This window comes from Stenotrophomonas sp., from assembly GCF_059505245.1.
This window is the reverse complement of sequence record NZ_JCACKF010000002.1, coordinates 1-26,118: the sequence shown is the minus strand read 5'-3', so window position 1 is coordinate 26,118 and position 26,118 is coordinate 1. Positions and strand designations below refer to the sequence as shown.

The following is a 26,118-nucleotide window of genomic DNA, read 5'->3' as shown; positions in this document are numbered from 1 at the left end:
AGAAGACAATCAGGAGATTGCATGCGTCAGGCGCAGGAACGGGAATTCCACAGCTTCGACCAGGTACCGCTGTTCTACCGGTACTGGGCGGGCACCACCGCAACGCCGGCCACCAAGGCCATCGTGCTGCTGCACCGCGGCCATGAGCACTCCGGCCGGGTCACCCACCTGGTCGATGAGCTGGACCTGCCCGACACCGCCTTCTTCGCCTGGGACGCGCGCGGCAATGGCCGTTCGCCGGGCGCACGGGGCGATGCACCGGGCTTCCCGGCGCTGGTGCGTGATCTGGACAGTTTCATCGCCCACATCGGCGCCGAGCACGGCATTGCGGTGGAAGACATCGTGGTGATCGCGCAGAGCGTAGGGGCGGTGGTCGCCGCGACCTGGGTGCACGATTACGCGCCACGCCTGCGCGCGCTGGTCATGGCCTCGCCGGCGTTCAAGGTGAAGCTGTACGTGCCGTTCGCGCGGCCGGGCCTGGCCTTGATGCAGAAGCTGCGTGGCAACTTCTTCGTCAACAGCTACGTCAAGCCGCAGTGGCTGACCCACGATCCGGCGCGGGTGGAAAGCTATCGCACCGACCCGCTGATCACCCGGCCGATTTCGGTGCGCGTGCTGCTGGGCCTGTACGAGGCGGCCGACCGCATCGTGGCCGATGCGCAGGCAATCAGCGTACCGGTGCAGCTGCTGGTGTCCGGCTCGGATTTCGTCGTGCACCGTGGCCCGCAGGACCGCTTCTACGAGCGTCTGTCCAGCCCGATCAAGGAGCGTGTGCATCTGCCGGGCTTCTTCCACGACACGCTGGGCGAGCGCGATCGTGCACCAGCACTGGCGCGCATCCGCAGCTTCATCCAGGCGCGTTTTGCCGAACCGTTGCGCGAGCTGTCACGGCGCGACGCGCACCGCCATGGGCCGACCTTCGAGGAATCGGAGATCCTGGCTTGGCCACCGGAACGCAACAGCCTGGCCGACCTGCGCTGGCGCATGGTACGTGGCGGCCTGCGCTTCGGCGGCACGCTGTCCGAAGGCATCGCGCTGGGCCTGCAGACCGGTTTCGATTCCGGTAGCACGCTGGACTACATCTACCGGAATGAGGCGCGCGGCAAGGGCCCATTGGGGCGGATGGTCGACCGCAACTACCTGGATGCAATCGGCTGGCGTGGCATCCGCGTGCGCGGCCAGCACCTGCAGGAACTGCTGCGCGACGCTGCCCAGCGCCTGCGCGGGCAGGGCACGCCGGTGCGTGTGCTGGACGTGGCCGCCGGCCATGGCCGGTATGTGCTGGAAGCGCTGGGCCAGGGCGAACAGCGCGCCGACCGTATCGTGCTGCGTGATTTCAGCGATCTGAACGTGACCCAGGGCCAAGCGTTGATCGAGCGCCTCGGTGCGGCCGACATCGCCCGCTTCGAGCAGGGCGATGCGTTCGATCCGGCGCAACTGGCCAAGGTCGATCCAGCACCGACACTGGCGGTGGTCTCGGGCCTGTACGAACTGTTCCCCGACAACGACGCCGTGCTGCGCTCGCTGCAGGGCATTGCCGCAGCGGTGCCGGTGGGTGGCTACCTGGCCTATACCGGCCAGCCCTGGCACCCGCAGCTGGAATTCATTGCCCGTGCCTTGACCAGCCACCGCGGTGGCGCAGCGTGGGTGATGCGCCGCCGTACCCAGCAGGAGATGGACGAACTGGTGCGCCTGGCCGGGTTCGAGAAGGTGGCGCAGCGTATCGACGACTTCGGCATCTTCACCGTATCGCTGGCGCGCCGGACCGCGTGATGGCGACGCTCGCCGCATCCCCACTGGCCGCAGAGGGGCGCCCCTGGCGGCGCGCCCTGTTGTGGCTGGCCCTGCTGGGTCCGTTCTTCTTCGCCAGTTATGGCTTCGCCAACTGGATGGCCGGCCGCCACGCCACTCTGCCGGTGATGGCGTTCGGCTGGGAGACCCGCATCCCGTTCGTGCCATGGACGATCGTGCCGTACTGGTCGATCGACCTGTTCTACGCGGTCTCGTTCTTCCTGTGCCGGCAACGGCTGGAGCTGGACCGGCACGCATTGCGGCTGTTCAGCGCACAGCTGATCGCCGTGAGCTGCTTCCTGCTGTGGCCGCTGCGCTTCAGCTTCGAGCGTCCGCAGATCGGCGGTGTGTTCGGCTGGCTGTTCGATGTGCTGCTGGGCTTCGACAAGCCGTTCAACCAGGCACCGTCGCTGCACATCGTGTTGCTGATCGTGCTGTGGGTGAAGTTCGCACAGTACCTGCACGGGGTGTGGCGCTGGGTGCTGCACGCGTGGGCGCTGTTGATCGGCGTCTCGGTGCTGACCACGTTCCAGCATCACTTCATCGATATCCCGACCGGCCTGCTGGCCGGCTGGTTGTGCGTGTGGCTGTGGCCGGAGCAGGGCACGCCACCGCTGCGTGCATGGCGCACGGCACGTGATGCCAAGCGCTGGCGCCTGGCGGGGGTGTACCTGCTGGGGGCCGCTGTGCTGCTGGTGCCGGTGGTGCTTCTGCGTGGCGCCGCGTTGTGGCTGCTGTGGCCGGTGGTGTCGTTGCTGCTGGTGGCGCTGGCCTATGCCGGGCTGGGTACCGCGGTGTTCCAGAAGCGCGCCGATGGTCGCCTGACCATGGCGGCACGCTGGCTGCTGGCGCCGTACCTGGGCGCAGCCTGGGTCAATTCGCGGCTGTGGACGCGGCGTGCGCCGCATCCGGTGCCGGTGATGGATGACGTGTGGCTGGCACGCATTCCCTGTGCTGCGTTGCCAACACCGCTGGTCGGCGTGGTCGATACCTGTGCTGAACTGTCCTGCCGCGCGCCGGGCGCGGCGTATGCCAGCGTGCCGATGCTGGACCTGGTGGTGCCCACGCCGGAACAGCTGCGCGAGGCGGCCGATGCCATCGAGCGGCTGCATGCGCACGGACCATTGCTGGTGTGCTGCGCGCTGGGCTATTCGCGCAGCGCCGCCAGCGTCGCCACCTGGCTGCTGCGCAGTGGTCGTGCCGCCGATGCGAACGCGGCAGTGGCGATCGTGCGGGCTGCACGCCCCGGCATCGTGCTGCACGCGGCGCATCTGCATGCCATCACTGCTGCGGCAGGAGCGCGCGCATGAGCACGGTTCCCGATCTGGTGACCATGCAGCTGCTGCTGCGCCAGGGGCGTTGGCCGGCGCTGCTGTCGCTGGGCCTGTTGCTGGTAGCACTGCTGCTGCTCGGCACCGAGCCGGGGCTGGCGATGATCGCTGCCGGCCTGTTGCTGCTCAGTGTTGCCGCGGGCACCGCACAGGCCTACCACGCGTGGCGGGTGGGGCTGGATGCCAGCCTGCTGCAGCTGCTGCGCGATGAAGGACTGGAGGGCGAAGCCGCCGCGCGCCGCATCGATCAGCTGCTGCACGACAGTGGCCTGCGCCGCGCGTCGCCCGATGCGCCACTGCGTGGCTGGGATGCGCGCTGGTCCGGCATGCGCCGCCTGCTGCTGCGCCAGTACCTGCTGACCGCAGTGCAGTTCGCACTGCTGGTGCTGGCCGTGGTGTGGCCGCAGACGTGAATGGGAGTGACCGATGTTTGCCGAACTGATTGCCCGCGCCTGCAGTGGCGCGATCCATGTGGTGACCGGCGCACGCGCGCTGTGGATCGGTTGCGCGCCGTCCAGCGAGCGCCGCGTGTACTACGGCAACCACGCCAGCCATGGTGACTTCGTGCTGATCTGGTCATCGATGCCACCGGCACTGCGGCGCCAGGTGCGCCCGGTGGCCGCGGCCGAGTACTGGCAGCGTGATGGCCTGCGTCGCTACCTGATCGATGCGGTGTTCAACGGTGTTCTGGTCGAGCGCGAGGCCGGCCATCGCCAGCAGGACCCGTTGCAGGTACTGCGCGATGCGGTGGACGAAGACTGCTCGCTGATCCTGTTCCCGGAAGGCACGCGCAATATCGGCGATGAACCGCTGTTGCCGTTCAAGAGCGGCATCTACCACCTGGCGCGGCAACGGCCGGAGCTGGAGTTCGTGCCGGTATGGATCGACAACCTGAAGCGGGTGATGCCGAAGGGGCGGTTCCTGCCGTTGCCGCTGCTGTGCACGGCCACCTTCGGCACGCCGCTGCGGCTGCAGGCCGACGAGGACAAGGCCGCATTCCTGGCCCGCAGCCGGCAGGCGCTGCTGGACCTGGCGCCGAATGGAGGTCGTGCATGAGTTTCGTGCTGGATGTATCTGGCGATCTGGCAACGCAGAGTGTCGGCCAGCAGACCGGCCTGCTGTTTGCCGGCGTCGGCGCGGTGCTGGTGCTGGCCACGCTGGTGGCCGAGACCCTGCGCTGGCGCCAGCGCGGTCAGCCCAGCGTGGTGATCGCCAACCTGGTGTCGCGTATCCGTGCATGGTGGGTGATGGCGATCGTGGTCGGGCTGGCGCTGTTCTTCGGCCGCGCCGGGGTGATCGTGCTGTTCGCGATCATTTCGTTGTTCGCGCTGCGCGAGTTCATCACCCTGGCGCCGACCCGTTCAGGCGACTACTACGCGCTGCTGGCTGCGTTCTACATCGTGCTGCCGTGGCAGTACTACCTGGTGTGGATCGACTGGTACGGCATGTACACGCTGCTGATCCCGGTCTATGCGTTCCTGTTCCTGCCGATCCTGTCGACCATCGGTGGCGATACCACGCACTACCTGGAGCGCACCGCGAAGGTGCAGTGGGGGTTGATGATCTGCGTGTTCTGCATCTCGCACGTGCCGCTGCTGCTGAACCTGCACGTGCCCGGTCACGACCCCTCGCGCAACGTGCTGCTGTTCGCCTTCCTGGTGATCGTGGTGCAGTCCTCGGACGTGTTGCAGTACATCTGGGGCAAGCTGCTGGGCCGGCACCTGATCGCGCCGAAGCTGTCGCCATCGAAGACGGTGGAGGGCTTCGTGGGTGGCGTGCTGAGTGCCAGCGCGCTTGGGGCCGCGCTGTGGTGGATCACCCCGTTCACGCCGCTGCAGGCGTTCGGCCTGTCGCTGCTGATCAACCTGATGGGATTCTGGGGCGGCCTGGTGATGTCGGCGATCAAGCGCGACCGTGGCATCAAGGACTGGGGCCACATGATCGAGGGCCATGGCGGCATGCTCGACCGGCTCGATTCGGTGTGCTTCGCCGCGCCGGTGTTCTTCCATGTGGTGCGGTACTACTGGAAGGCGGGCGGCGGCGGGTGATCCTGCCGGGGCTGCATCCACGCATGGCGTGGATCTACCGGTAGTGCCGGCCGCTGGCCGGCAACTGCGACATCCTGCCATCGTTCATGGGGTTGCCGGCGAGCGGCCGGCACTACCCGCGCGCGCTCAGGCGCTGATGCCGTATTCCTTCAGTTTCTTGCGCAGGGTGGCGCGGTGGATGCCCAGCATCGCGGCGGCGCGGCTCTGGTTGCCTTCGCAGTGGTTGAGCACTTCCACGAACAGCGGGATTTCCATCTCGCGCAGCACGATCTCGTAGACATCGTCCGCGTCGCAGCCATCAAGATCACGCAGGTAGCGGCGCACGGACTGGGCGACGTGTTCACGCAGCGGTGGCCGGGGAGCGCCACGACTGTTGTCAGGACGAGAGAGGACAGCGTTCAAGGGGGTTCCCGATTCGGTTGGCCCGTGCGCGCGGAGCGCGCGGCCGGACGAGGTGGTGGCGGCCAGTCTAGCGCGAGCGTGCCCGACCTGCCACGGCTGGTCGCCTCTAACCCTGGTCAGAGGAAGTCGAAGGTGAATGCGACGGTGGACGCGGCGGGCTCCTGCACGCGGAACGCGATGCGCGCACTCTGGCCCGGTTCCAGCACGGTCGTGGCCGGGCTTTCGCCGAGGTATTGCGCGGGCGTGAACACGCCGCTGCCGATCACCCGGCCATCGGCATCGGACAGTGACAGGCGCAGGTCCGGCCAGGCCTGTGCCCAGCGCGCATCGTTGCGGATGCTGGCCTGCACCTGCAGCACACCGGCCTGGCCGGACAGGGGGCGGATCTCGCGGCTGGTCATGGTGAACGCGGTCGGCTCGTGCCAGGCCGGCAGGCTGCAGCGCAGCACGCCGCACAGTGCGCCCAGCCAGGTGCGGTTGCCGGCGTCGGCGGCCAGTCGCGCACGATCGGCCAGCACGCTCTGCAGTACCAGCAGCAGTACCAGCCCGGCGACCAGTACCCAGTGCCAGCGCGGCGTCGGCAGCGCGCGCGGCCGCGAAGTGCCCAGGAAGCTCGGCGCATCGCCGGCCACCGCCTGCGCGGCCGGGACGGCAAGGACGGGTTCGATCACGGTCGCTTCGTCGAGGATGACGGTGTCATCGAGCTGTCGCGTCTCCGCCATCGGCGGCAGCGCCGCGTCGACCGGGTCGCCGGACTTCGCGGCAGGGATGTCATGCGCCGACGGGTCGGGCGTGCGCGCGTCGGTCGCAGGTGCGGCCTCGCCTTCCGACGCGGGGCGCAGGAAGGTGGCCAAAGGGCGGCGCGGCGGGTTCGGCTCGGACATGCTCAGGGCGCGGGCTCGGATCCAGCGGTCATTCAATCACGATCAGGCGCGGCGCGTGCCGGTGATGCGCATCCAGTCGCCATCCTGGGTGGCCTGCAGATCGTCGAACCACGCGGCATAACGCTGCAGCAGTTCGCCTTCCTGGCCCTGCAGGATGCCCGACAGGGCGATGCGACCGCCGGCGGCGACGCGTGCGGCCAGCAGCTCGGCCAGCGCATCCAGCGCCGAGGCAAGGATGTTGGCGACCACGATCGGGTAGGTGGCGACCGGTTCGTCCTGCGGCAGGTACACCTGCATGCGGGCCTGCTCGCCATTGCGCTCGGCATTGTCGGCGGTGGCGACCAGCGCCTGCGGGTCGTTGTCCACGCCGATCGCTTCGGCGGCGCCCAGCTTCAGCGCGGCCAGCGCGAGGATGCCCGAGCCGCAGCCGAAGTCGAGCACGCGCTGGCCCTGCAGCTGGCCGTCCACGGCCAGCTGGTCCAGCCAGCGCAGGCACAGGGCGGTGGTCGGGTGGGTGCCCGAGCCGAAGGCCAGGCCCGGGTCCAGCCGCACCACGGCGGCATCGGCGGCCTGTGCAGCGTCCGGCAGTTCATGGTTCCACGGCACGATCCAGGTGCGGCTGCCGAAATCCATCGGCTGGAACTGGTCCAGCCATGCGCGCTCCCAGTCTTCGTCTTCGACCGCGCGGAAGCTGCCATTGCTCCAGTCCAGTTCCGGGTCGAAGGATTCCAGGGCGGCCAGCAGCAGCAGCGCATTGCTGTCGGCGGGGAACAGCGCGCTCAGCACCAGGGTGTCCCAGAGCGGCGTTTCACCCACGCCGGGTTCGAGGATGGCCTGTTCGTTGCTGGTGTCGGCTTCGGCATCAAGCAGGGTCACGGCCAGTGCGCCGACGTCCTCCAGCGCATTTTCATAGCGGGGCTGGGTGGCTTCGGTGCAGCGCAGGGTCAGTTCCAGGAACGGCATGGCGGTGGGGACAGTCGCGGGAAAGGGGGCAATGCTAGACCATCGGGGCGTCTCCGTATTGCCTGAGATGCCGCTTTGAGATGAATGGGGGCAGTTCAGACAGGCCTGCCGGGCCTTGCTAAACTCGGCGCTTTCCTGTGTGCCGTGAACGCTCACCACCGCCGATGGCCTTCGCTCCGACCCTGAAAACCTGGTTGCTCGTGCTGCCGGCGGTGGCCGTGCTGGGCGTGGCCGGGTATCGGGCCAGCGGCCATGCTGCTGGCGTGGCGTCGACGTCGGCGCCGCCGGACCTGCCGCTGGCCATGGCCAGCCGTGACGGCGGAGCGCCGCTGCCGGTGGTGCCGGAAGCCCTGGCGCGGCGGCTGGCGGCTTTCGAGCGCGGCAACACGCTGCCGTCGGGCCTGCCGCTGGACCTGCGCGCCGACATCGAAGACGCCAGCGACCTGTATGCCTACGCCCAGCGCCTGCGCGCACAGGCCGACAACGGCAATCACGAGGCGCGCTGGATGCTCAGCCGCGTCTATGACTATTGCGCGCAGTACGCACTCGATCCGGGTGGCTACCGCCTGGACAACAACGTACTGAGCGGGTTGGGCCTGACTGCGGCGCCGGCGATGATCGAGGCACGCGAGCGCGTGGCACAGCGGTGTGGCGGTTTCGTGCCGGGCGACAAGCTGGGCGCGGCGCTGGTGCTGGCCGAACGCCGCAAGGCGGCCGCGCAGGGCAACCTGGCCGCGGAAGCGTCGCTGTTCGCCGAGGGCGAGCCCTTGCATGACAGTGCCGAGTACCGCCGCGACCTGGTCGAGCGCGTGCGCACCTCGCGCGACCCCGAGGCCTACATGGCCATCGCGCCAGGCATGGGCGTGCGTGCGGCCGGTGACCGCGCGCTTGACGGGCTGGTGGCGGGCGAGCAGCTCAGTGAACTTGCATGGCGGCTTGCGGCCTGTGAACTCGGCCTGGCCTGTGGAGCGGACAGCGTGCTGGTCAACAATTTTTGTGCGAACGGAGGGATCTGTTCGCAGGATGGAGCGCAGGATTTCCGGGATTTCGTGTATGACGCTGCGGTATCGCGGCAAGGTGCTGGGAAAATGAAGGAATGGATCAAGCGATTGGTTGGAAAGAGGGACGGGCGATGAATTACCGTCGATTCCTGCATGGGGCCAAGTTCTGGTTCTGGGTGGCGCTGTTCGTGGCCTACTCGGCTGGGGCGGTTGGCCTGCTGATGATCGATACCTACGAGGACCGCTACCGGCATCTGTCGAAGGTGGAGCTGACCACGGTGAAGGCGCAGGAAGACGTGCGCCGCGCCGGTGCCAGCCAGGTCGCTGCGGTCTACCGCGCGCAGAGTGGCATGCCATTCGCTTCACTGCCGGCCGGCAGCACCTTCCAGGTGGTGTGGCCCGATGGTTCGACCGAAACCATGGTGATCGTCGATCCGACCTCGCCCAATGGCGTGCGGCCGCTGGCCCATTCGCAGATTCCGGCCGACGTGGCCGACAAGCGCTGACGTGCTCGCTGTGGAGCCGAGCCCATGCTCGGCTGTGCTTGGCGGCAAGCCGAGCATGGGCCCGGCTCTACAGGAACAGAAAAGGGCGGGGATATCCCCGCCCTTTTCATGTCCAGCACCTGGCGCCGATCAGGTCAATGCGATCGGCTTGTTCTTGCGCTCGGCCAGGCGCTTTTCCAGGTAGTGGATGTTCTGGCCACCGGCCTGGAAGCCCTTGTCACGCATGATCCGCTGCTGCAGGGCGATGTTGGTCTTGATGCCATCGACCACCATTTCGCTCAGTGCCACCCGCATGCGGGCAATGGCGGTTTCGCGGTCCGGGCCGTGCACGATCAGCTTGCCGATCATCGAGTCGTAGTTCGACGGCACGCGGTAGCCACTGTAGATGTGGGTGTCCACGCGCACGCCGGGGCCACCCGGCGGATGGAAGCCGGTGATGGTGCCCGGGCTCGGCACGAAGGTTTCGGCATCTTCAGCGTTGATGCGGCACTCGATGGCATGGCCGGTCAGCACCACGTCGCTCTGCTTGATCGACAGCTTCTGGCCGGCGGCGATCTTCAGCTGCTCGGCCACCAGGTCGATGCCGGTGACCATTTCGGTGACCGGATGCTCCACCTGGATGCGGGTGTTCATCTCGATGAAGTAGAAGCGGCCGTCCTCGTACAGGAACTCGAACGTGCCCGCGCCGCGGTAGCCGATGCGGATGCAGGCTTCCACGCAGACCTTGCCGATCTGCTCGCGCTGCTCGGCGGTGATGCCCGGCGCCGGTGCCTCTTCCACCACCTTCTGGTGGCGGCGCTGCATCGAGCAGTCGCGCTCACCGAGGTGGATGGCATTGCCCTGTCCATCGGCCAGCACCTGGATTTCCACGTGGCGCGGATTCTCCAGGAACTTCTCCATGTAGACCTCGCCATTGCCGAACGCGGCCTTGGCCTCGCTCTTGGTGGTTTCGATCGAGGTCTTCAGCGACGCTTCGGCGTGCACCACGCGCATGCCGCGACCACCGCCACCGCCGGCCGCCTTGATGATGACCGGGTAACCGATCTCGCGGGCGATCTTGGTGTTGGCGACGATGTCCTCGCCGAGCGGGCCGCCCGAGCCGGGCACGCACGGTACGCCCGCGGCCTTCATCGCGCGGATGGCTTCGACCTTGTCACCCATCATGCGGATGGTGTCGGCCTTGGGGCCGATGAAGATGAAGCCGGATTCTTCCACGCGTTCGGCGAAGTCGGCGTTCTCCGACAGGAAGCCGTAGCCCGGGTGGATGGCCTGGGCATCGGTGACTTCCGCCGCCGCGATCAGGGCCGGGATGTTGAGGTAGCTCTGCGGCGACGGCGCCGGACCGATGCAGACCGACTCGTCGGCCATGGCCACGTGCTTGAGGTTGCGGTCGACCGTGGAGTGCACGGCCACCGTGCGGATGCCGAGGGTATGGCACGCGCGCAGGATGCGCAGCGCGATCTCCCCTCGGTTGGCGATGACGACTTTGTCGAGCATGGCGCGCCCCTCAGCCGATCACGAACAGCGGCTGGTCGAATTCCACCGGCTGGCCGTTCTCGCCGAGGATGGCAACGATGGTGCCGGAGGTGTCGGCTTCGATCGGGTTGAACATCTTCATCGCTTCGATGATGGCCAGGGTTTCGCCTTCCTTGACCTGCTGGCCCACGGTGACGAAGGCCGGCTTGTCCGGGGCGGACGAGGCGTAGAAGGTGCCGACCATCGGCGAGCGCAGCACGTGGCCTTCCGGCAGTGCCGGGCCCGGCTTGGCGCTGCCGCCGGTGGAGGCTTCGGTCGGCGACTGCATCGGCATCGCCTGCGGCGCCGGGGCGGCCGGAGCGGCATACACCGGCGCGGCGACCGGGGCGGCATAGCCGGCTACCGGGGCGCGCGACAGGCGCACCGACTCTTCGCCTTCCTTGATTTCGATTTCAGCCAGGTTCGACTCTTCCAGCAGGTCGATCAGCTTCTTGATTTTGCGGAGATCCATGGTGGCCTCTTTGCTCGTGATGTCAGTGTGGTGGAGAGTGCGGTTGCACTCGGTTCAAAGCAGTTCGTAGAACTCGCGCAGCTGCCGCGTACGGTCGCGCGTCTGGGTGATCAGGCATTGCATCTTCGCGGGGTTGCGCGAGGTGCCGTCTGCATTGAAGGCATACACCGCCTCGCAATCTGCATCGCGCAAGGTGATCCAGATGCGCTGGGCCTTCACCAGCTGCTGTTCGGCCGCCGCGCAGCGGCTGCAGCTGCCATCGGTTGCCTGCGCCTTCAGTTCGCCACGCACCTGCGCGTAGACGGCGTTCAATGCGCTGTCGGCATCATCCAGGCGATCGGAATCGCACATGTCGCGCTCGTAGCCGCCGCTTGCCTGTGCGCAGTCGATGCCCGCGGCCGCGCGCTCGGCAGCGACACTGGCGCCGCACAGACCGGCCCACAGCAGGATGCCGGCAAGCACGCGCGGCGGCATCTTCACGCGCTGGCCGCCTGCACGCGCAGCAGCGCCGCGTCCATCGCGTAGCGGTAGCTGTCGGCACCGAAACCGCATACCACGCCCACTGCCTTGTCACTGAAGTAGCTGTGCTGGCGGAACGGCTCACGGGTATGCGGGTTGGACAGGTGGATCTCGATGAACGGCACCGCCACCGCCGCCAGCGCATCGCGCAGGGCGACCGAGGTGTGGGTGAAGGCGGCGGGGTTGATCAGGATGAAAGCGGTTCCGTCGCTGCGCGCAGCCTGCACGCGGTCCACCAGCACATGCTCGGCGTTGGACTGCAGCCGTTCCACGGTGTGTCCGGCGGCCGATGCCTGGGCAGCCAGGGCCTGGTCGATGTCGGCCAGCGTGGTGTGGCCGTAGACCTCCGGCTCGCGGGTGCCGAGCAGGTTGAGGTTGGGGCCGTGCAGGACCAGCAGCTTCGCCATGGGATCCGGAAGACGGGAAAGGGCGGCAGTCTGGCGGAACCGGCGGATGCTGTCCAGTTCGGCGAAGTTTGCAGCGTTTCAATCGTATGTTTGAAATCTGCCGGAGCGCTTGCGGCCGTATGGCGGGCGCTGGATCAAGGCGCGCTGAACGTGGTGCTGGACGGGGATGCGTGCACGTAGGCCGACGATGCCGGCATCCACGCCATGCGGGGAGGACGGGGTTCGGTGGGCAGCACACTGCGCCTCCACATGGAGCTGTCCGGCACCCGGCCGCTCAGATCTCCAGCGGCACCGTCGGCACCACGTTCGGGAACACCTCTTCCAGCGGTTCCGGCTGCCCGGGCTTCGGCGCCGGCCAGTTGTAGGCATTGACCGGCTGCGCGCGGTTCACCCACAACGCGTAATGCAGATGGTCAGCGCGGCCATCGCCGGTATTGGGGTGGATCAGGATGGTCAGGCCCAGGCTGTTGAGCTGCAGCCAGGGCACCAGCACCGGCAGCAGGTCGTTGGTGAAGCCGAAATAGAACGACGGGGTGACGTGCGGCCCGCGTGGCTCAAGGTTCCAGTTGCCCAACTCCACAGGGAAGCGCTCGGCGGCCCAGCGCCGCAGCAGCGCGGCCTTCTCGAAGCTGTCCTCGTCGAAGTAGATGTGGGCGTGGTAGCTCTTGATGGCGGTGTAGGCACGTGGCCGGGTGGGCAGCGTGGCCTCGCCGGGGCGCACGCTGGCCGGCCGCGGGGTAGGCTCGCTGGCCGTGGCCTGGCCCCAAGGGCTGCGGCCCTCGGGCGCCGGCGGAACGATGGCGCGGAAGCCGGGTCGCCCGGGTTCGGTGGTGTTCACGGCGTTGTCGCTGCGCGCGGCTGCGGTGGCAGCCGACGCGCTGGCCAAGCCGCCAGCGGCCAGCCCGGCCGACGCGATCAGGCGACGGCGCGCGGGTGAAAGCAGGTCGGCCCAATGGGCGTCATCGTCGCCGGCATCGATCAGGGTCTGCGGGTCCGGGTGCATCTGGGGCTCCGTGGGGCACTGTGTGGCAGGCAAGCACGCTCGGGCAGCGTGCACGGTGGTGTCCAATAAGCAGCCGGCATCACCTCATGCACGCTGGCCCACGCCGTGATTGAGTGCCGCCGCAGCGTGGGCTAGGGTGCAGGTCCGCCGCCCGGGAACCCGCCATGACCCCGCTTGATGCCGACACCCAGCGCAAGCGCGCGCGTTTCCGCCAGCTGCATGCGCGCGGTTGTTTCGTGCTGCCCAATCCGTGGGACGTGGGCAGCGCCCGCTACCTGCAGCGGCAGGGCTTCCAGGCACTGGCCACGACCAGTGCCGGCTGCGCCTGGAGTGAAGGGCGGCCGGATGGGGCGGTTTCGCTGCAGGCCACACTGGAACATCTGCGGCTGATGGCGGCCGCGACACCGCTGCCGTTGAACGCCGATTTCGGTGATGGCTTCGGCGCCACGCCACAGGCAGTGGGCGAGGCGGTGGCGGCGGCCATCGACACCGGTATCGCGGCGCTGTCGATCGAGGACGCCAGCGGCGTGGCCGATGCGCCGCTGCGGCCGATCGGGCAGGCGGTCGAGCGACTGTGTGCGGCACGTGCGGCCATCGACCGCGCGGGGGGCGATGTGCTGCTGGTCGCGCGGGCCGAGAATTTCTTCGTTGGCGTGCCGGATCTGCAGGACACCCTGCAGCGCCTGCGCGCCTATGCCGAGGCCGGCGCCGATGTGCTGTATGCACCGGGCATCAGCACGCCCGAACAGATCAGCGCGGTGGTTGCCGCTGCAGGGGCGAAGCCGGTGAACCTGCTGGTCGGTGGACCGACACCGCTGAGCCTGCAGGACATCGCCGCACTCGGCGTGCGACGGGTCAGCCTGGGCGGTGCGCTGGCGCGAGCTGCGTGGGGTGGGCTGATGCAGGCCATCGAGCCGATCATGCAGGACGGTCGCTTCGATGGCCTGCAGCAGGCGGCTTCGGGCGCGGCGTTGAACGCGCTGTTCCGCTGACACATGCCCAGGCCTGCAATGGACCACCCCGGGCGTGGATGGACGCGCGCCTGCGACTACAGCGCTTCCATCCCACCCCTGGGCAGCGTCACGCCCGGCTCCAGCGCCGGCAGCAGTTGCTGCAGCAGTGCCGGGTTGTCCAGCATCGCCGCGCCGTCCAGATAGCGCCATTGCGTTGTACCGACGCGTCGCACAGCAACCATGAATGACGTGCTGCGCATCGGCGCTTCGCGCACGCGCAGCAGTGACTGGCGCGGTACGAAGCAGACTTCCTCGTCACCGGCCGCATAGGTGCGGCCCGGCACGCCTGCCTCGTCGCTGATGATGCTGACGCCGGCCCTGCGCAGCGCCTTCACGGTGTCGCGGGTCGCCCGCGCATAGGCCTCGTCGCCACCGGCCAGCTGCTTCAGGCTGGGATGGGTACGCGCGATGATCAGCTCGGTATCGCCACGGGCGAAGGCGCCCATCATCGCCTGCACCTCCTTGCGCAATGCGGCCGAGTCTTCCGGACTGAGTTCACCGGCCAGCGCGGGCGTAACGTCCATTGCCATCGGCAGGGCCAGCAGAAGGGCAAGCAGATACCGGTGCATCGTCGGGCAGCTCAGTGGGAACCGCCGCACTATACGGTGGATGCGGAAACAGCGTCCCACGCATGGCGCTGGTATCCCGGGCGACACTACTTACTATTGGTAGTTAGTGAACTCCGGACATGCCCCATGCACACCCTCATCGTTACCGCCCACCCTGAACCCGGCGCGTTGACCCATGCCATCGCCAGGCGCATCGGCGAAGCCATCACCGCGTCGGATGCCGCCAACAGCGTGACCCACGCCGATCTGATGGCTGAAGGCTTCGATCCGCGCTTCAACATGCAGGACCAGGCGCTGTTCCGTGGCACCGGCGCAACTCCGGCTGACGTCGCCGCCGAGCAGGCGCGGCTGCAGGCTGCCGACACGCTGGTACTGGTCTATCCCCTGTACTGGTGGTCCTTCCCCGCGCTGCTGAAGGGCTGGATCGATCGTGTGTTCACCCAGGGCTGGGCCTACCAGGACGGCGCCGATGGCAAGGTGCAGAAAAAGCTGCAGCGGTTGGGCGTGCATCTGGTCGGCATCGGCGGGGCTGGCGCGGACATGATCGAACGGCGCGGCTACGGTGCGGCGATGAAGACCCAGATCGACATGGGCATCTTCGACTACTGCGGCGCGCGCGTGCTGTCGTCCGACCTGCTGCTGGACGCCGATTCCGGTGCAGCCGAAGCGCATCTGCAGACCGCGCTGGCGATCGGCCGTAAAATCGGTGCTCCGATGCGCTGACCGCCGTGCTCCACCGATGCCTGCCAACGCCGCTCCCACGCGCCGCCGATTGACCCGCGAGCAACGCGCCCGCCAGTTGCTGGACGTGGCCTGGGCGCTGGTCGGCGACGAAGGCACCGACGCATTGACGCTGGGGCGACTGGCCGAGGCGGCCGGTGTGACCAAACCGGTGGCCTATGATCACTTCGTGACCCGCAACGGGCTGCTGGCCGCGCTCTACGATGACTATGACGGGCGGCAGACGGTGGCCTTCCACGAGCGTATCGGCCGTGCCAGGGCGCACCTGGCCGATCGTGCGGCGGCCATCGCCTCCGGCTACATCGACTGCGTCCTCAGCCAGGGCAGTGAAGTGCAGGGCATCCTCGCTGCGCTGGTGGGCGCGCCGGAACTCCATGAAGTGCGTCGGCGCTACCAGCAGGACTTCATCGACAACTGCGACACCTGGCTGGGCCCGTTTGCGGCCGATGGCACGGTCCCCCTGGCCGGACGCTGGGCGATTCTCGGTGCGGCCGAAGCCCTGTCCGAAGCCGTGGCGGCAGGCGCGCTGGACAAGGTCGGCGCCGAGGCCGAGCTGCAGCGCTTGATCGTGGCGACGGTCAAGCGACGCTGATCCGCTCAGGCGTCGGCGGTGGTGTCGGCCAGCGCCGCAAACCCGGCGGCCAGCCGCTCGCGCACAAGGGCATCGCGTGCGTCGCGGCTTTCAGCGCCCAGCACCACGGTGATCAGGCGTACCGGCAGGTTCCGCCCGGGCACAGCCCGGCAGGCAGTGGCGGCCAGGCAGAAGCCTGCGGCCTGGGTGTAACCGGTCTTCAATCCGTCCACGCCGTCTTCGCCAAGCAGTGCGTTCTGGTTGCTGCGGCTGAAGCGGCCATGCGCGAACGTGCGCTGCGCGGTGATTGCCAGGATCTGCGGATGGTCATTCAGCAGGCAGGCGGCGAGTACCGCCATGTCGCGCGCGCTGGAGGCATGGTGCGGGGTGGTGATGCCGGACACGCTGGCGAACCGCGTGCTGCGCAGGCCAAGCTGGCGCGCGTGCCAGTTCATGCGGCCCAGGAACGCAGGCTGTGATCCGTCCAGATGGCGTGCGATGGCCAGCGCCGCATCATTGCCGGAGACGATCATCAACCCTTCCAGCAGGCGCGCCAGCGTGACCGTTTCGCCGGGCACCAGGCCCATGCGTGTTTCATCATCGGCTACGGCATGCACATCCTCGGCGGCGATGGTGACCGCCTGGTCCCACGTGCCACCGTTCTCTTCGACGCATCCGTAAGCGGCGTAGGCGGTCATCAGCTTGGTCAGCGAGGCCGGTTGCCGCGCGATGTCCGCGTTGTGCTGGTGGACCACCGCGAAGGTTGCCGCTTCCAGGGTGATGGACGAGACCGGCAGGTGGGCAGGCGCAGGAGCAGGCATGGTGGCGGTGATGACAGCGACAGCCAGCGAGGATAGTCCGAAGCGGCTGCATGAAGCCGTACTGCCAAAGCCCTGCGGCGCCCACCGCAACGCCCGGTTGCGCCCGGGCTGCAGTGGAGGCAGCCTGCGCACATGCAGCCGCATATCCGCATCGACGGTCGTGTCTTCGCCTACGTCTTCCCCTGTGCGTGGGAGGACTACGCGAAGATCGGCTTCTCACGCGATCCGCTCGGGCGCATCAGCGCATTGCACCGGCGCTGGTTCGAGTTCTTCGACCTTGATGCCGGTACGCTGGTGGAAGCGGAGAGCGAGCGCGATGCGCGTGGTCTGGAGCTGCAGCTGCGTTCGCCGTTCAAGGCGCACCGCGCGCCGGCGCCGATGACGGTCCAGGACAAGGCCGGAGGTCGCACCGAATGGGTGCGTGGTGCCAACCAGGCGTTGTCGCTCGCGGTTGATGCGTTGGGCGCACAGGGCTATCGCTGTTTCCAGCTCAAGGCTTGGCTGCAGGCCGCCCAGCGCCTGCGCATGGACCGGCTGCACGACTGGGCGGCGGTGCAGCTTCCGGAAGAGGATGGCCTGCGCATGCCCGGTGGCCCCGGCGAGCGCGTGCTGCGTGACACCCTCGACGGTTGCCGGGCGCTGGATATCGACCCAATGCCATGGCTGCCTGAACACGTCCAGCGTTGGTATGCAGGTTGAGCCGTGTTCAACGGCCACGCGGTTGCTGAACCGGCGCGGCCGGTTGCGGCGCACCCGTGGGGGAGCCGGTGGACGGGCAGGCCAGCTGCCGGGCCAGTTCGGCGTTGGCCACGTGGCCCTGCAGGAACAACAGGCTGCCGTAGATGTTCATGAGCGTCCCTCCACTTGAGTGGATTGCACGATACGGGCAGCATTGACCGGGAAAAAGCGACATTTCCGCAAGCATGCCTTGAGAGGAATTCAAGCCTGATGTCCCGTCCGCCCCTTCACGCCCTGCAGGGCTTCGTGGCCGCCGCGCGGCTGGGCAACCTGTCACGCGCAGCGGCGTCGATGAGCCTGACCGTCAGTGCGCTCAGCCATCAGATGCGCCAGCTGGAAGAGCGGCTGGGGCAGCCACTGCTGGTCCGCCAGCCACGCGGCGTCACCCTCACCCTGGAAGGGCAGCGCCTGCTCGACCAGGTCGGCCCGCATCTGGATGCGATCAACGAGGCCTTCCAGCCCTATGCCGCACGCGCCGAGCACGTGCTGACGATCAGCGCGGTACCGTCGATGGCGTCGGCGTGGCTGGTGCCGCGCTTGGGGCACTTCGTTGCCGAGCATCCACAGATCGAGATCAACCTGCAGTCGAGTGAACGCCTGATTGACTTCGAGCGACAGCGCCAGTTCGACGCCGCGCTGCGGCTGGGCAGCGGGCAGTGGCCGGGCCTGGTGGTGGAGCCGCTGTTCGACGAGTGGCTGCTGCCGATGGCCAGCCCGGCGCTGATCGAACGCATGGGAGGGATCGACCGCGTGCCGCTGAACCAGTGGCCGCTGCTGGGGGATCCCGATGGCGCGTGGGGCGCCTGGTTCGCGCTGAGTGGGCAGAACCCGCCGCCGCGCTTCGTGGCGGTGCTGGATGATTCGGAGGCGCATCACCGTGCGGCGCTGGACGGGGTGGGCGTAGCGCTGGGACGGGTGACGCGGGCGCGCCTGCTGCTGGATTCGGGCCAACTGGTGGCGCTGTCCAGCCTGCGACTGAAAACCGCCTGGCCGCATTGGCTGGTCTACCCGCAGCGCTCGGCCCGCCATCGCGGCTTCCTGGCCTTCCGCGACTGGCTGCACGCTCAGGCGGCCGAGCACGTCCGGCACATGGCAGACGCGCATTTATAGCGTCGAGCCATGCTCGACTGCGTGTGTCCCGCGGTCACCGTACCAACGTAACCGCCTGCCCGGCACGGGCGAAGGCTTCGCCCAGCAACGAGCCTGCCTTGATCGCCTCCACTTCCTCGAACAGCGCCTGCAATGCATCGGCCGGGCGCGAGGCCGGCGCCGCGACCGCCTGCTGGATCACGGTGAAACGGTCGGCCAGCACGCGGTGGCCGGGATGCGCCAGCGCCCAGGCGGCCAGCGGCTGGCGCACGCCGGCGGCGGCATCCAGGCGCTGCAGATCGAACAGGGTGATGGCAGCGGCCGACGTCTCGGCCCGCTCGATCATGGCGTGGCGCAGTTCGCGGCTGAGGAACAGGTCGTAGGCGGCGCCACGACCGACCGCGATGCGCAGACCATCGCGGTCCAGGTCGGCCACCTGCTGCGCAGGGCTGTCCTCGCGCACCAGGTAGGTGCCTTCGATCTCCACATAGGGGGCGCTGAAGGCGATGCGGTCGGCGCGCGCCGTATCGATGGCCAGGAAGGCCAGGTCCCAGGCCTCCTTGCTGGCTGCAGCGACCACCGCGGCCGCGGCGTCGTGGCAGGTGAAGCGTGCCTGCACGCCCATGCGCTGCGCCAATGCCGTGGCCAGTTCCAGTGACGGCCCGCGCGGTGAGCGCGCGTCCCCCTGCGCCAGTACTGGATTGCCCAGGTTGATGGCCACGCGCAGGAAGCCCAGCGGTGCCAGCGCACCACGATGATCGGCCAGGGACATGCAGGACTCCGCGGGGAAAGGGCGGTCCAGCATGCCAGTACGGACCTGCAAGGCAGTGTCAGCATCCGGTTATCCTGCGGACATGAACCCCATCCTGCACGTCGAGATACCGGTCACTGACCTGGGCCGGGCCATCACGTTCTACCAGCACTGGCTGCAGGTGGCGGTGGACGAACCGATCCTGCTGCACGACTGCAGGATGGCCTACCTGCCGTTTGCCGATGAGGCCACCGGTGCCAGCATGGCGCTGGTGCGGGGGGGCCGACTATCTGCCCTCCGTCCACGGTGCGCGCATCTACATCGGGGTTGACGACCTGGATGCCAGCCTCGAGCGTGCGCTGCAGGCCGGGGCCGAGCTGCGCTTCGGCCCGGCCGACGCGGGTGACTGGCGTGTGGCCGAGATCGCCGACAGCGAAGGCAATCGCATTGCGCTGCAGGCGCGCGTGGTTCTGTAGGGCCGAGCCCATGCTCGGCTGCTGTTGACCCAGCCGCCAACGCTCATCCGAGCATCGGCCCGGCTGTACACCGTGGCCGAGCGTGAGCGCTGCAGCCAGTCGTTGATCGCCGGGTCCAGCCGTGGGTCGTCCGGCAGCTGCATGCCGAAGCGCTGCTGCAACACTTCGCGCACGTCGCCCACATCGCGCAGCGGACGCTTGTCCGGTGCCTGGCCGGGACGGTACTCGGTGTAGTTGCCACTGCCGATGGTGCGTCGCCAGTCCGGCCCGGTCAGGGATGCGCGCAGCTGGCCGGGGAAACTGGAATCGGGATGGGTGCACACGTACCAGTTGCCCACGACGTTGTCGATCGGTGCCGGCGCGTGCAGGTCGAAGCGATACATCGCCCGCCAGCCATCGCCGGACTCGGCGGACAGCACGAAATCCCCCTCGCCGGGCAGGCGCTGCAACAGGAAGCGCTCGTGGGGCGTGGCCTGCGGCTGCGGATCATGCAGCCGCAGCGGCACGGTCGGGGTCAGGCTGCCGAAACCGGCATCCACCAGCCAGTCATCGCCGTCCACCTGCACGCGCAGCAGCAGGTGGGTGCGTGCGGTCAGTTCGCCGTCCTGGGCGGCCAGCAGCACGCGCGCGCTCAACGGCTGTGCATCGAAGCCCAGCGCCTGCAGCAGTGCCAGCAGGCCGCCATTGAGTTCGAAGCAGTAGCCGCCACGACGGTCGTCGAGCAGCTTGCGCTGCACGCTGTCCAGGTCGATCGGTACTGCATCGCGCAGCAGGCAGCTGAGGGTTTCGAACGGAAGCAGTGCGTTGTGGCGCTGCTGCAGCAGGGTCAGGCCCGCCAGCGTCAGCGGTGGCGGTGCATCCAGCTGCAGGCGTTGCAGGTAGCGGGGGACATCGAGCGTCGTCATGCGCGCGCCGGGCGGGGGAGGGAGATCTACTGTGCTCTCCCAACCGGGGTTGAGGGCAAGCATTGCGCGGGTGTCATCCCCCCGTCGCCTGTGCCGGGTACAAAGGCCGCGTCCGCCAGCAATCGGTGGGAGTGAACCAGGAGCGCCCTAAAGTTGCGCCATTTCCCGCCGATACAGGTGCGTCCTTCCGCCTGGAGCCTGTCATGTCGGCCGTCGTCCCCCACCTCCGGTCCCTGCGCATGCGGCTTGCCGCACTGCGCTCGGCGTCCCCCGGCCTGCTGCTGTGGCTGCAGCCGCATCGGCTCAGTGTGGCCAGCAAGCTCAAGGCGACCCTGTGGGTCTGTGGGCTGGGCCTGATCGCGATCGCCGCCGTCTACGCCTGGACCGGCCATGCCAGCACGCAGGCGGCGCGCAGCCAGGCCAGCTACCAGCACGGCAGCGATCTGGCCGCGAGCGTGGCCACGCAGGTGGCCGAGGCGCGTCGTCTGCAGACCCAGTATGCACGTAGTTTCGACGATGCCGACCGCGCGCAGCTGCTGGCGACGCAGAAGGCGCTCCAGGCCGATCTTCAGGCGCTGCGCGCGATGCCGATGGATCCCGGCCGGCGCGAGGCGCTGCAGGCACTGACCGAAGCCGCCGGCGCGTTCTCGCAGGGTGTGGCCGCCCTGTTCGAACGCGTCGATGAGATGGGTCGTGGCGATGCCGGCCTCGCCGCGCAATTGCAGCAGGCCGCCGACGCCCTGCAGGCGCAGGTGGATGCGTTGCAGCGGCCTTCGTTGGCGTTGTCCCTGCAGAAGATGCGCCGCCAGGAGGCACTGCTGCTGCTCGATGGCGACTCCACCCATGCCGACCGTGCGAGCGAAGAAAAGCTGCCGTTCGATCTCGCACTGGTGGGCCTGCCGACCGATGCGCAGGATGCCCTTCGCAACGGCATGGAGGCCTATCAGGCCGCATTGCTGGGCTATACCGCCGCCCGCGTGGGCCTGGATGTAGAGGCGCAATCGCTGCTGGATACCGCCGCCGGCGTGGCGCCGGCGCTGGCCGCCTTCCAGCAGGCCCAGGTGGCGGCGCTGGCCAAGGCACAGGCGCGCCAGCAGGCCGGCGCACACACCATGAGCGTGCTGTTCGCGGTGACCCTGCTGCTGGTCGCCGGTGTGTTGATCACCAGCCTGGTGCTGGTGCGGCGTGCGGTGCGCCAGCCGATCCAGGACACCCTGCGCTTCGCCAGCGACATCGCCGACGACCGACTCGACACCACCCTGCGCGTCTACAACGCCAACGATGAAATCGGCCAGCTGGCGCAGCGCCTGGTCGACATGCAGCAGCGCCTGCGCGCGCGCATCGAGACCGAGCGTGCCGTGGCGCGCGGCAACACCCGTGTGCGGCAGGCATTGGACAGTGCGCAGACCGGGCTGATGGTGATCGATGCCGAGGGCCAGGTGGCCTACGTCAATCCGGCACTGCTGCAGCCACTCGAGCGCGAGGCCGAAGATCTGGTGGGCAGCGATGCCGTGCGCCTGCATCCGGCGCTGGCCAGCCTGGCCGGCGCGCGCCAGCGCGAGGAGCGCGAGATCGGCCATGCCGGCGTGCGCTACCAGCTGATTGCCAACCCCATCATCGACGAAGGGCAGTTCCTCGGCGTAGCGGTGGAATGGCGCAGTCGTGCGCTGGAGACGCTGCTGGAAACCGAGGTCGCTGCCCTGGTCGATGCTGCAGCACGCGGCGACCTGCATGGCCGTATCGTGCTGGAGGGCAAGCAGGGCTTCGTGCGCACCTTGTCGACCAGCATCAATCGCCTGCTGGCCACCTTTGAAACCAACCTTGGTGACCTGCAGGCACTGCTGGCTGCGCTGGCCCGCGGCGACCTCAGCGTGCGCATGGAGGGGGACCTGCAGGGCGTGTTCGCGCGCATGCGCGACGATGCCAATGCCACCGTCGCGCAGCTGGGCCGCATCGTCACCCGCATCCAGCAGGCCACCTCCAGCCTGGATACCGGCGTTGGCGAGATCGTCGCCGGCCATCACGATCTGTCGCGGCGCACCGAGCAGCAGGCCGCCAACCTGGAAGAGACCGCGGCGTCGATGCAGGAGCTGACCGATACCGTCGGCCGCAACGCCGATGCCGCAGGCCGCGCCGATGCACTGGTGCAGGGCGCGGCGGCGGTGGCCCAGCGGGGTGGCGAGGCGGTCGGCCAGGTGGTCGCGACCATGCATGGCATCAGCGAAGCCTCGCGACGGATCGGCGACATCACCCAGTTGATCGACGGCATCGCCTTCCAGACCAACATCCTTGCCCTCAATGCGGCGGTGGAAGCGGCGCGTGCCGGCGAGCAGGGCCGCAGCTTCGCCGTGGTGGCCGCCGAAGTGCGCCTGCTGGCGCAGCGCAGTGCCGAGGCGGCCAAGCAGATCAAGGGGCTGATCGAGGATTCGGTGGCGCGTGTCGGCCAGGGCAACCAGCAGGCCGCGCAGGCCGGCACCACGATGGGCGAGATCGTCGGCAGCGTGCAGCAGCTGGCCGAGCTGCTGGCAGGTATCCGCAGTGCGTCGCAGGACCAGCATGCGGGCATCGCTCAGGTGAACCAGACCATCGTGCAGATGGAAGCCAGCACCCAGCGCAACGCCAGTCTGGTGGAAGAGGCCGGTGCCTCCACGGCGCAGATGCAGGCGCAGGTGCGTGCCTTGGCAGAAGCCGTGGGCGCGTTCCGCTTGCAGTCGATGCCGCAGGCGCGCGCGGCGGCCTAGTCAGTCGAGCGTGGGCTCGGCGCTACATCGGCTGCACGAACACTGTAGAGCCGAGCCCATGCTCGGCTCACACCAGCGTTCGGCGGCAGGAATCAATACACGTCGCGGCGGTAGCGCCCGTTTTCCAGCAGCGTTTCCACCGCTTCATCACCCAGCGCAGTACGCAGCACCTGGTCCACGCCTTCGGCCATGCCCTGCAACGACCCACAGACATGGATCACCGCACCGCGCTGCATCCAGTCGCGCAGCGCATCGACGGCCGCACGCAGGCGATCCTGCACGTAACCACCCTCGCCATCGCGCGAGAACGCCAGGTCCACCCGCGTGAGATGGCCATTGGCCTGCCAGGCTTCGATCTCGTCGGCGAACAGGAAGTCGTGTGCGCGCTGGCGTTCACCGAACAGCAGCCAGTGCCCGCGCTCGCCTGCGTGGGCAGCTTCGCGCAACAGGCTGCGCAGCCCGGCGATGCCGGTGCCGTTGCCGATCAGCACCATCGGCGCGCCGCTGACGCGATGGAAACCGGGGTTGCGATGCACGCGGGCGACGATGCCGGCACCGATCGGTGCATGCAACGACAGCCAGCCCGAGCCCAACCCGGCGCGACCGGAGGCGTCATGCACCAGCCGCACCACCAGCTCCACCACGCCGTCATCCGTGCAGGAGGCGATCGAATACTCGCGGCTGGGCAGCAGCGGCAGCCCGGCCAGCCACAGGCAGGCATCCTGCACCGCCAGCGCGGCATCGGCCTCGGGCAGCTCGCGTTCACTGGCCAGTGCCAGCAGCGTGCGCGGATGGCCATCGACCAGCAGGGGCTGCAGCGGATCCAGACCGTGTCCCTTCAGCACGGCACCGGCATGCCGCGCGTTGTGGCGGGGTGCGATGTGCAGGATGTCACCCGCCTGCCACTGCACGTCGGCCGGTGCGGCAAGACGGATACGCCAGATGGCTCCGCCGACGCTGCCCGGGTTGAGGTGGTCGCGGCCGAGCAGGCGCCACTCATGCATCTGCGTAGCCGCAGGCAGCACGCTGTCATCGGTGACGATGCCGGTGAGCGTACCCAGCTGCTGCTGCCATTGGCGCAATGCCGGCACCGAAGTGGCATCGACATCGATGCGCTCGAGCAGCGGGCGCGCGCCGTTGCCGATCAGCCAGCCATCGAACTGGCGGCCGAAGCCGCAGTAATGCGGGTACTGGCGGTCGCCCAGCGCGAGCAGGCCGAACTGCAGGCGCGACAGGTCCAGGCGTTGTGCGAGCAGCAGCCGCGCCGCGCGGCGCGTGGCATCCGGTGGCTCGCCGTCGCCGAACGTGCTCAGCACGAGCAGCGCCTGGGACGTGGCCTGCAGCGTCGCGGCATCGACGCGGGCCAGCGATAGCACCTGCACCGCATGACCGGACGCCTGCAGCTGCGCGGCCGCACGCCACGCCAGTTGTTCGCCCAGTCCGCTCTGGCTGGCATGCACCACCAGCCACGGCGGACCACGGCCATCGGTGGTCGTGGCCGGCAGCGCGCGGCGCAGCCCTCGCGCTGCACGCTGGCTGCGGCGCCGGTCCAGGTACAGCATCCAGCCGGTGATGAAGAACAGGCTCATGCCCAGGCTGCTGAGCATCACCACCACGCGCCCGGGCACACCGAAGTAGCTGCCCGAATGCAGCGCGAACACGCTGGTGGCCAGCTGTCCGCCCGCGCCTTGGCGCGCGTACGGGCGGGCATCGAGAACCGCGCCGCTGGCCGGATCGAGCTGCAGCAGGTCATGCGCACGGTCGTGGTGGCCGCCGCGCTGCGACGGATCACCGGCCATCACCCGCACGTTCAGCGCCTGCCCCGGCTTCTCCGGCAGGCGCAGGTCGATGAAGCCGGTGCGCACGCCGGGTAGCGCGTACAGCGTGGCCTCGATGCGATGGACGTCCAGTGCCGCGTCGGCGGCAACCGTGTGCTTTGCCGCCGGCGCCACACCGAGCAGCGTGTTGGCCGCGTTGCGGTACCAGTCGAACGACCACCACAGGCCGGTCAGCGCACTCATCAGGTAGATCAGCAGCACCCAGGTGCCGACCACCGAGTGCAGGCTCCACAGGAAGCCTCGGCCGCTGCGCGTCCACTCCACCGCCAGCCAGCTGCGCCAGTGCCACCAGCGTCGTGGCCAGCGCAGGTAGAGACCGGACAGGGTGAAGAACAGCAGCGCGATTGCACAGCTGCCGGTGATCCACTTGCCGCGCTCACCAGCAGCGAGGTGGCGATGCAGGTCCTCGACGACGTCGAAGAATGCCTGCCCGCGCAGGGCGCTGAAGCGCTCGCCGCTGTACGGATCGAAGTACACCCAGTGTTCCTTGCCGCCGGCAAAGCGCGCGACCGACGGCCGCTGTCCGGTGGCATCCACGCGCAGGCGTTGCAGGGGCCGCTCGCTGCCAGCCTGCAGCAACGGCACCAGTTCGCTGAGTGCAAGGGGATGCTGGCCGTCCGCATGGTGCTCGGCGATTTCAGCGAAGCCAGGATTGGCCGCGCGCAGCAGCTCGTCCTCGAAGGACAGCATGGCGCCGCTGAGGCCCATCAGGGCCAGGACGGCACCGGCGGTAATGCCCAGCAGCCAATGCAGTTGGAACAGGACGTTCTTGAACATCGAAGGAGAGGGGCCCGGGAGGCTGCCGCCCGCATCCTGCGCAACAGCAAATGAGAATTAGTCGCGGAATTCTCCGTGGCGGACGGCCTACGGTCAAGGAGGGTTTTGTTGCAGGGCTTTGCAGCCCTGCACCCGCTACAAGCCGGAGCAACGTCAACGTCAAAAGCTGGTTTTCCGTGGGTTGGCGGGGCGGGTCCGGTTGAGGGGGACGCTGCAAGTACGTCCATGTAAGCTCGGTCGCCGCAT

Annotated in this window: 27 protein-coding genes and 1 pseudogene; 14 read left to right on the top strand and 14 right to left on the bottom strand. The window is 68.5% G+C overall.

All coding sequences use genetic code 11. The features are described from left to right. The first annotated feature begins 21 nt into the window (after positions 1-21). From AC5JLE_RS01110 to AC5JLE_RS01090, 5 genes are read left to right on the top strand one after another with little or no spacing between them, the layout of a single operon-like run. Positions 22-1,773 (top strand): bifunctional alpha/beta hydrolase/class I SAM-dependent methyltransferase, encoded by a 1,752-nt coding sequence (locus tag AC5JLE_RS01110; protein WP_241884809.1) that lies wholly within the window; start codon positions 22-24, stop codon positions 1,771-1,773. Next, positions 1,773-3,101 (top strand): phosphatase PAP2/dual specificity phosphatase family protein, encoded by a 1,329-nt coding sequence (locus AC5JLE_RS01105; RefSeq protein WP_496064930.1) that lies wholly within the window; start codon positions 1,773-1,775, stop codon positions 3,099-3,101. Before AC5JLE_RS01110 ends, AC5JLE_RS01105 begins: the two co-directional genes overlap by 1 nt. After that, positions 3,098-3,535, top strand: a complete 438-nt coding sequence (locus AC5JLE_RS01100; RefSeq protein WP_197561445.1) for a hypothetical protein — start codon at positions 3,098-3,100, stop codon at positions 3,533-3,535. The genes AC5JLE_RS01105 and AC5JLE_RS01100 overlap by 4 nt, the downstream gene beginning before the upstream one ends. A gap of 13 nt (positions 3,536-3,548) precedes the next feature. Further along, entirely contained in the window at positions 3,549-4,178 is a 630-nt protein-coding gene (locus AC5JLE_RS01095) for a lysophospholipid acyltransferase family protein (protein WP_014648619.1), read from the top strand. Beyond that, positions 4,175-5,170, top strand: coding sequence for a phosphatidate cytidylyltransferase (locus tag AC5JLE_RS01090; protein WP_496064929.1), 996 nt, complete (start codon positions 4,175-4,177; stop codon positions 5,168-5,170). Before AC5JLE_RS01095 ends, AC5JLE_RS01090 begins: the two co-directional genes overlap by 4 nt. Before the next feature lie 126 nt (positions 5,171-5,296). Here the strand turns inward: AC5JLE_RS01090 and fis are convergent, their stop codons facing one another. The 3 genes from fis to prmA all read right to left on the bottom strand — a co-directional run bounded on the left by fis (position 5,297) and on the right by prmA (position 7,419). Next, complete coding sequence (gene fis / locus AC5JLE_RS01085; protein WP_005419706.1) at positions 5,297-5,572, bottom strand: DNA-binding transcriptional regulator Fis; 276 nt, start codon at positions 5,570-5,572, stop codon at positions 5,297-5,299. Between the two features lie 116 nt (positions 5,573-5,688). Further along, positions 5,689-6,456, bottom strand: a complete 768-nt coding sequence (locus AC5JLE_RS01080) for a DUF3426 domain-containing protein (protein WP_496064928.1) — start codon at positions 6,454-6,456, stop codon at positions 5,689-5,691. Positions 6,457-6,498: 42 nt separating this feature from the next. Then, positions 6,499-7,419, bottom strand: coding sequence for a 50S ribosomal protein L11 methyltransferase (prmA, locus tag AC5JLE_RS01075; RefSeq protein ID WP_014648616.1), 921 nt, complete (start codon positions 7,417-7,419; stop codon positions 6,499-6,501). Between the two features lie 164 nt (positions 7,420-7,583). Here prmA and AC5JLE_RS01070 point away from each other — a divergent pair, with 164 nt between their 5' ends. Beyond that, positions 7,584-8,555, top strand: a complete 972-nt coding sequence (locus AC5JLE_RS01070) for a hypothetical protein (protein ID WP_142235109.1) — start codon at positions 7,584-7,586, stop codon at positions 8,553-8,555. Next, positions 8,552-8,926, top strand: a complete 375-nt coding sequence (locus AC5JLE_RS01065) for a hypothetical protein (RefSeq protein ID WP_032959077.1) — start codon at positions 8,552-8,554, stop codon at positions 8,924-8,926. The genes AC5JLE_RS01070 and AC5JLE_RS01065 overlap by 4 nt, the downstream gene beginning before the upstream one ends. 129 nt (positions 8,927-9,055) lie before the next feature. Here AC5JLE_RS01065 and accC read toward each other — a convergent pair whose 3' ends face one another. From accC to AC5JLE_RS01040, 5 genes are all read right to left on the bottom strand, one after another. After that, positions 9,056-10,423, bottom strand: a complete 1,368-nt coding sequence (gene accC, locus AC5JLE_RS01060; protein ID WP_014648613.1) for an acetyl-CoA carboxylase biotin carboxylase subunit — start codon at positions 10,421-10,423, stop codon at positions 9,056-9,058. A gap of 10 nt (positions 10,424-10,433) precedes the next feature. Next, positions 10,434-10,913 carry an acetyl-CoA carboxylase biotin carboxyl carrier protein gene (gene accB / locus AC5JLE_RS01055; protein ID WP_005419696.1) on the bottom strand — a complete coding sequence of 160 codons (480 nt, stop codon included), beginning with the start codon at positions 10,911-10,913 and terminating at the stop codon, positions 10,434-10,436. Between the two features lie 54 nt (positions 10,914-10,967). Further along, positions 10,968-11,393, bottom strand: a complete 426-nt coding sequence (locus AC5JLE_RS01050; protein ID WP_496064927.1) for a lysozyme inhibitor LprI family protein — start codon at positions 11,391-11,393, stop codon at positions 10,968-10,970. Then, the gene (aroQ, locus tag AC5JLE_RS01045; RefSeq protein ID WP_032959080.1) at positions 11,390-11,839 is read right to left on the bottom strand and encodes a type II 3-dehydroquinate dehydratase; all 450 of its coding nucleotides are present in this window, start codon (positions 11,837-11,839) and stop codon (positions 11,390-11,392) included. Before aroQ ends, AC5JLE_RS01050 begins: the two co-directional genes overlap by 4 nt. 274 nt (positions 11,840-12,113) lie before the next feature. Further along, positions 12,114-12,842, bottom strand: coding sequence for a DOPA 4,5-dioxygenase family protein (locus AC5JLE_RS01040; RefSeq protein WP_014648610.1), 729 nt, complete (start codon positions 12,840-12,842; stop codon positions 12,114-12,116). Between the two features lie 164 nt (positions 12,843-13,006). Here AC5JLE_RS01040 and AC5JLE_RS01035 point away from each other — a divergent pair, with 164 nt between their 5' ends. Further along, positions 13,007-13,834, top strand: coding sequence for an isocitrate lyase/PEP mutase family protein (locus AC5JLE_RS01035; RefSeq protein WP_134966121.1), 828 nt, complete (start codon positions 13,007-13,009; stop codon positions 13,832-13,834). Positions 13,835-13,890: 56 nt separating this feature from the next. Here the strand turns inward: AC5JLE_RS01035 and AC5JLE_RS01030 are convergent, their stop codons facing one another. Beyond that, the gene (locus tag AC5JLE_RS01030) at positions 13,891-14,424 is read right to left on the bottom strand and encodes a hypothetical protein (protein ID WP_032959082.1); all 534 of its coding nucleotides are present in this window, start codon (positions 14,422-14,424) and stop codon (positions 13,891-13,893) included. 126 nt (positions 14,425-14,550) lie between these two features. On the opposite strand from AC5JLE_RS01030, the gene AC5JLE_RS01025 reads away from it, so the two are divergent. Together AC5JLE_RS01025 and AC5JLE_RS01020 are read left to right on the top strand one after the other, a co-directional pair. Further along, positions 14,551-15,147 (top strand): NAD(P)H-dependent oxidoreductase, encoded by a 597-nt coding sequence (locus tag AC5JLE_RS01025; protein WP_049407909.1) that lies wholly within the window; start codon positions 14,551-14,553, stop codon positions 15,145-15,147. A gap of 16 nt (positions 15,148-15,163) precedes the next feature. Further along, the gene (locus tag AC5JLE_RS01020; protein WP_496064926.1) at positions 15,164-15,757 is read left to right on the top strand and encodes a TetR/AcrR family transcriptional regulator; all 594 of its coding nucleotides are present in this window, start codon (positions 15,164-15,166) and stop codon (positions 15,755-15,757) included. A gap of 5 nt (positions 15,758-15,762) precedes the next feature. On the opposite strand, the gene AC5JLE_RS01015 is transcribed toward AC5JLE_RS01020, so the two are convergent. Then, entirely contained in the window at positions 15,763-16,557 is a 795-nt protein-coding gene (locus tag AC5JLE_RS01015) for a D-alanyl-D-alanine carboxypeptidase family protein (protein ID WP_046432803.1), read from the bottom strand. A gap of 132 nt (positions 16,558-16,689) precedes the next feature. On the opposite strand from AC5JLE_RS01015, the gene AC5JLE_RS01010 reads away from it, so the two are divergent. Next, positions 16,690-17,256, top strand: coding sequence for a GIY-YIG nuclease family protein (locus tag AC5JLE_RS01010; protein ID WP_164110806.1), 567 nt, complete (start codon positions 16,690-16,692; stop codon positions 17,254-17,256). Positions 17,257-17,263: 7 nt separating this feature from the next. Here AC5JLE_RS01010 and AC5JLE_RS01005 read toward each other — a convergent pair whose 3' ends face one another. Beyond that, complete coding sequence (locus AC5JLE_RS01005) at positions 17,264-17,407, bottom strand: hypothetical protein (protein WP_169411611.1); 144 nt, start codon at positions 17,405-17,407, stop codon at positions 17,264-17,266. A gap of 98 nt (positions 17,408-17,505) precedes the next feature. On the opposite strand from AC5JLE_RS01005, the gene AC5JLE_RS01000 reads away from it, so the two are divergent. Next, positions 17,506-18,405 carry a LysR substrate-binding domain-containing protein gene (locus AC5JLE_RS01000; protein ID WP_032959086.1) on the top strand — a complete coding sequence of 300 codons (900 nt, stop codon included), beginning with the start codon at positions 17,506-17,508 and terminating at the stop codon, positions 18,403-18,405. A 34-nt stretch (positions 18,406-18,439) separates the two neighbouring features. On the opposite strand, the gene AC5JLE_RS00995 is transcribed toward AC5JLE_RS01000, so the two are convergent. Continuing rightward, complete coding sequence (locus AC5JLE_RS00995) at positions 18,440-19,156, bottom strand: transporter substrate-binding domain-containing protein (protein WP_197557227.1); 717 nt, start codon at positions 19,154-19,156, stop codon at positions 18,440-18,442. 82 nt (positions 19,157-19,238) lie between these two features. Here AC5JLE_RS00995 and AC5JLE_RS00990 point away from each other — a divergent pair, with 82 nt between their 5' ends. Beyond that, positions 19,239-19,466 carry a VOC family protein gene (locus tag AC5JLE_RS00990; RefSeq protein ID WP_496064925.1) on the top strand — a complete coding sequence of 76 codons (228 nt, stop codon included), beginning with the start codon at positions 19,239-19,241 and terminating at the stop codon, positions 19,464-19,466. A 213-nt stretch (positions 19,467-19,679) separates the two neighbouring features. On the opposite strand, the pseudogene AC5JLE_RS00985 reads toward AC5JLE_RS00990, so the two are convergent. Beyond that, positions 19,680-20,516 (bottom strand): annotated as a pseudogene (locus tag AC5JLE_RS00985) (arylamine N-acetyltransferase family protein); the annotation flags it as partial. 203 nt (positions 20,517-20,719) lie between these two features. On the opposite strand from AC5JLE_RS00985, the gene AC5JLE_RS00980 reads away from it, so the two are divergent. Next, a complete protein-coding gene (locus AC5JLE_RS00980) occupies positions 20,720-23,257 on the top strand; it encodes a methyl-accepting chemotaxis protein (RefSeq protein ID WP_496064924.1) in 2,538 nt (845 codons plus the stop codon). Positions 23,258-23,349: 92 nt separating this feature from the next. Here the strand turns inward: AC5JLE_RS00980 and AC5JLE_RS00975 are convergent, their stop codons facing one another. Next, positions 23,350-25,872, bottom strand: coding sequence for a PepSY domain-containing protein (locus tag AC5JLE_RS00975; RefSeq protein ID WP_496064923.1), 2,523 nt, complete (start codon positions 25,870-25,872; stop codon positions 23,350-23,352). Positions 25,873-26,118: the final 246 nt, after the last annotated feature.

Bases quoted from the DNA above. Each gene is read 5' to 3' on its own strand.
- AC5JLE_RS01065 (WP_032959077.1), top strand. From the start codon at position 8,552: ATGAATTACCGTCGATTCCTGCATGGGGCCAAGTTCTGGTTCTGGGTG.
- AC5JLE_RS01105 (WP_496064930.1), top strand. From the start codon at position 1,773: ATGGCGACGCTCGCCGCATCCCCACTGGCCGCAGAGGGGCGCCCCTGG.
- AC5JLE_RS01090 (WP_496064929.1), top strand. From the start codon at position 4,175: ATGAGTTTCGTGCTGGATGTATCTGGCGATCTGGCAACGCAGAGTGTC.
- AC5JLE_RS01110 (WP_241884809.1), top strand. From the start codon at position 22: ATGCGTCAGGCGCAGGAACGGGAATTCCACAGCTTCGACCAGGTACCG.
- AC5JLE_RS00990 (WP_496064925.1), top strand. From the start codon at position 19,239: ATGAACCCCATCCTGCACGTCGAGATACCGGTCACTGACCTGGGCCGG.
- AC5JLE_RS01005 (WP_169411611.1), bottom strand. From the start codon at position 17,407: ATGAACATCTACGGCAGCCTGTTGTTCCTGCAGGGCCACGTGGCCAAC.
- AC5JLE_RS00980 (WP_496064924.1), top strand. From the start codon at position 20,720: ATGTCGGCCGTCGTCCCCCACCTCCGGTCCCTGCGCATGCGGCTTGCC.
- AC5JLE_RS01015 (WP_046432803.1), bottom strand. From the start codon at position 16,557: ATGCCTGCTCCTGCGCCTGCCCACCTGCCGGTCTCGTCCATCACCCTG.
- AC5JLE_RS01010 (WP_164110806.1), top strand. From the start codon at position 16,690: ATGCAGCCGCATATCCGCATCGACGGTCGTGTCTTCGCCTACGTCTTC.
- accC (WP_014648613.1), bottom strand. From the start codon at position 10,423: ATGCTCGACAAAGTCGTCATCGCCAACCGAGGGGAGATCGCGCTGCGC.
- AC5JLE_RS00995 (WP_197557227.1), bottom strand. From the start codon at position 19,156: ATGTCCCTGGCCGATCATCGTGGTGCGCTGGCACCGCTGGGCTTCCTG.
- AC5JLE_RS01020 (WP_496064926.1), top strand. From the start codon at position 15,164: ATGCCTGCCAACGCCGCTCCCACGCGCCGCCGATTGACCCGCGAGCAA.
- prmA (WP_014648616.1), bottom strand. From the start codon at position 7,419: ATGCCGTTCCTGGAACTGACCCTGCGCTGCACCGAAGCCACCCAGCCC.
- AC5JLE_RS01040 (WP_014648610.1), bottom strand. From the start codon at position 12,842: ATGCACCCGGACCCGCAGACCCTGATCGATGCCGGCGACGATGACGCC.
- AC5JLE_RS01100 (WP_197561445.1), top strand. From the start codon at position 3,098: ATGAGCACGGTTCCCGATCTGGTGACCATGCAGCTGCTGCTGCGCCAG.
- AC5JLE_RS01030 (WP_032959082.1), bottom strand. From the start codon at position 14,424: ATGCACCGGTATCTGCTTGCCCTTCTGCTGGCCCTGCCGATGGCAATG.
- aroQ (WP_032959080.1), bottom strand. From the start codon at position 11,839: ATGGCGAAGCTGCTGGTCCTGCACGGCCCCAACCTCAACCTGCTCGGC.
- AC5JLE_RS01095 (WP_014648619.1), top strand. From the start codon at position 3,549: ATGTTTGCCGAACTGATTGCCCGCGCCTGCAGTGGCGCGATCCATGTG.
- accB (WP_005419696.1), bottom strand. From the start codon at position 10,913: ATGGATCTCCGCAAAATCAAGAAGCTGATCGACCTGCTGGAAGAGTCG.
- AC5JLE_RS01000 (WP_032959086.1), top strand. From the start codon at position 17,506: ATGTCCCGTCCGCCCCTTCACGCCCTGCAGGGCTTCGTGGCCGCCGCG.
- AC5JLE_RS01025 (WP_049407909.1), top strand. From the start codon at position 14,551: ATGCACACCCTCATCGTTACCGCCCACCCTGAACCCGGCGCGTTGACC.
- AC5JLE_RS01070 (WP_142235109.1), top strand. From the start codon at position 7,584: ATGGCCTTCGCTCCGACCCTGAAAACCTGGTTGCTCGTGCTGCCGGCG.
- AC5JLE_RS00975 (WP_496064923.1), bottom strand. From the start codon at position 25,872: ATGTTCAAGAACGTCCTGTTCCAACTGCATTGGCTGCTGGGCATTACC.
- AC5JLE_RS01080 (WP_496064928.1), bottom strand. From the start codon at position 6,456: ATGTCCGAGCCGAACCCGCCGCGCCGCCCTTTGGCCACCTTCCTGCGC.
- AC5JLE_RS01035 (WP_134966121.1), top strand. From the start codon at position 13,007: ATGACCCCGCTTGATGCCGACACCCAGCGCAAGCGCGCGCGTTTCCGC.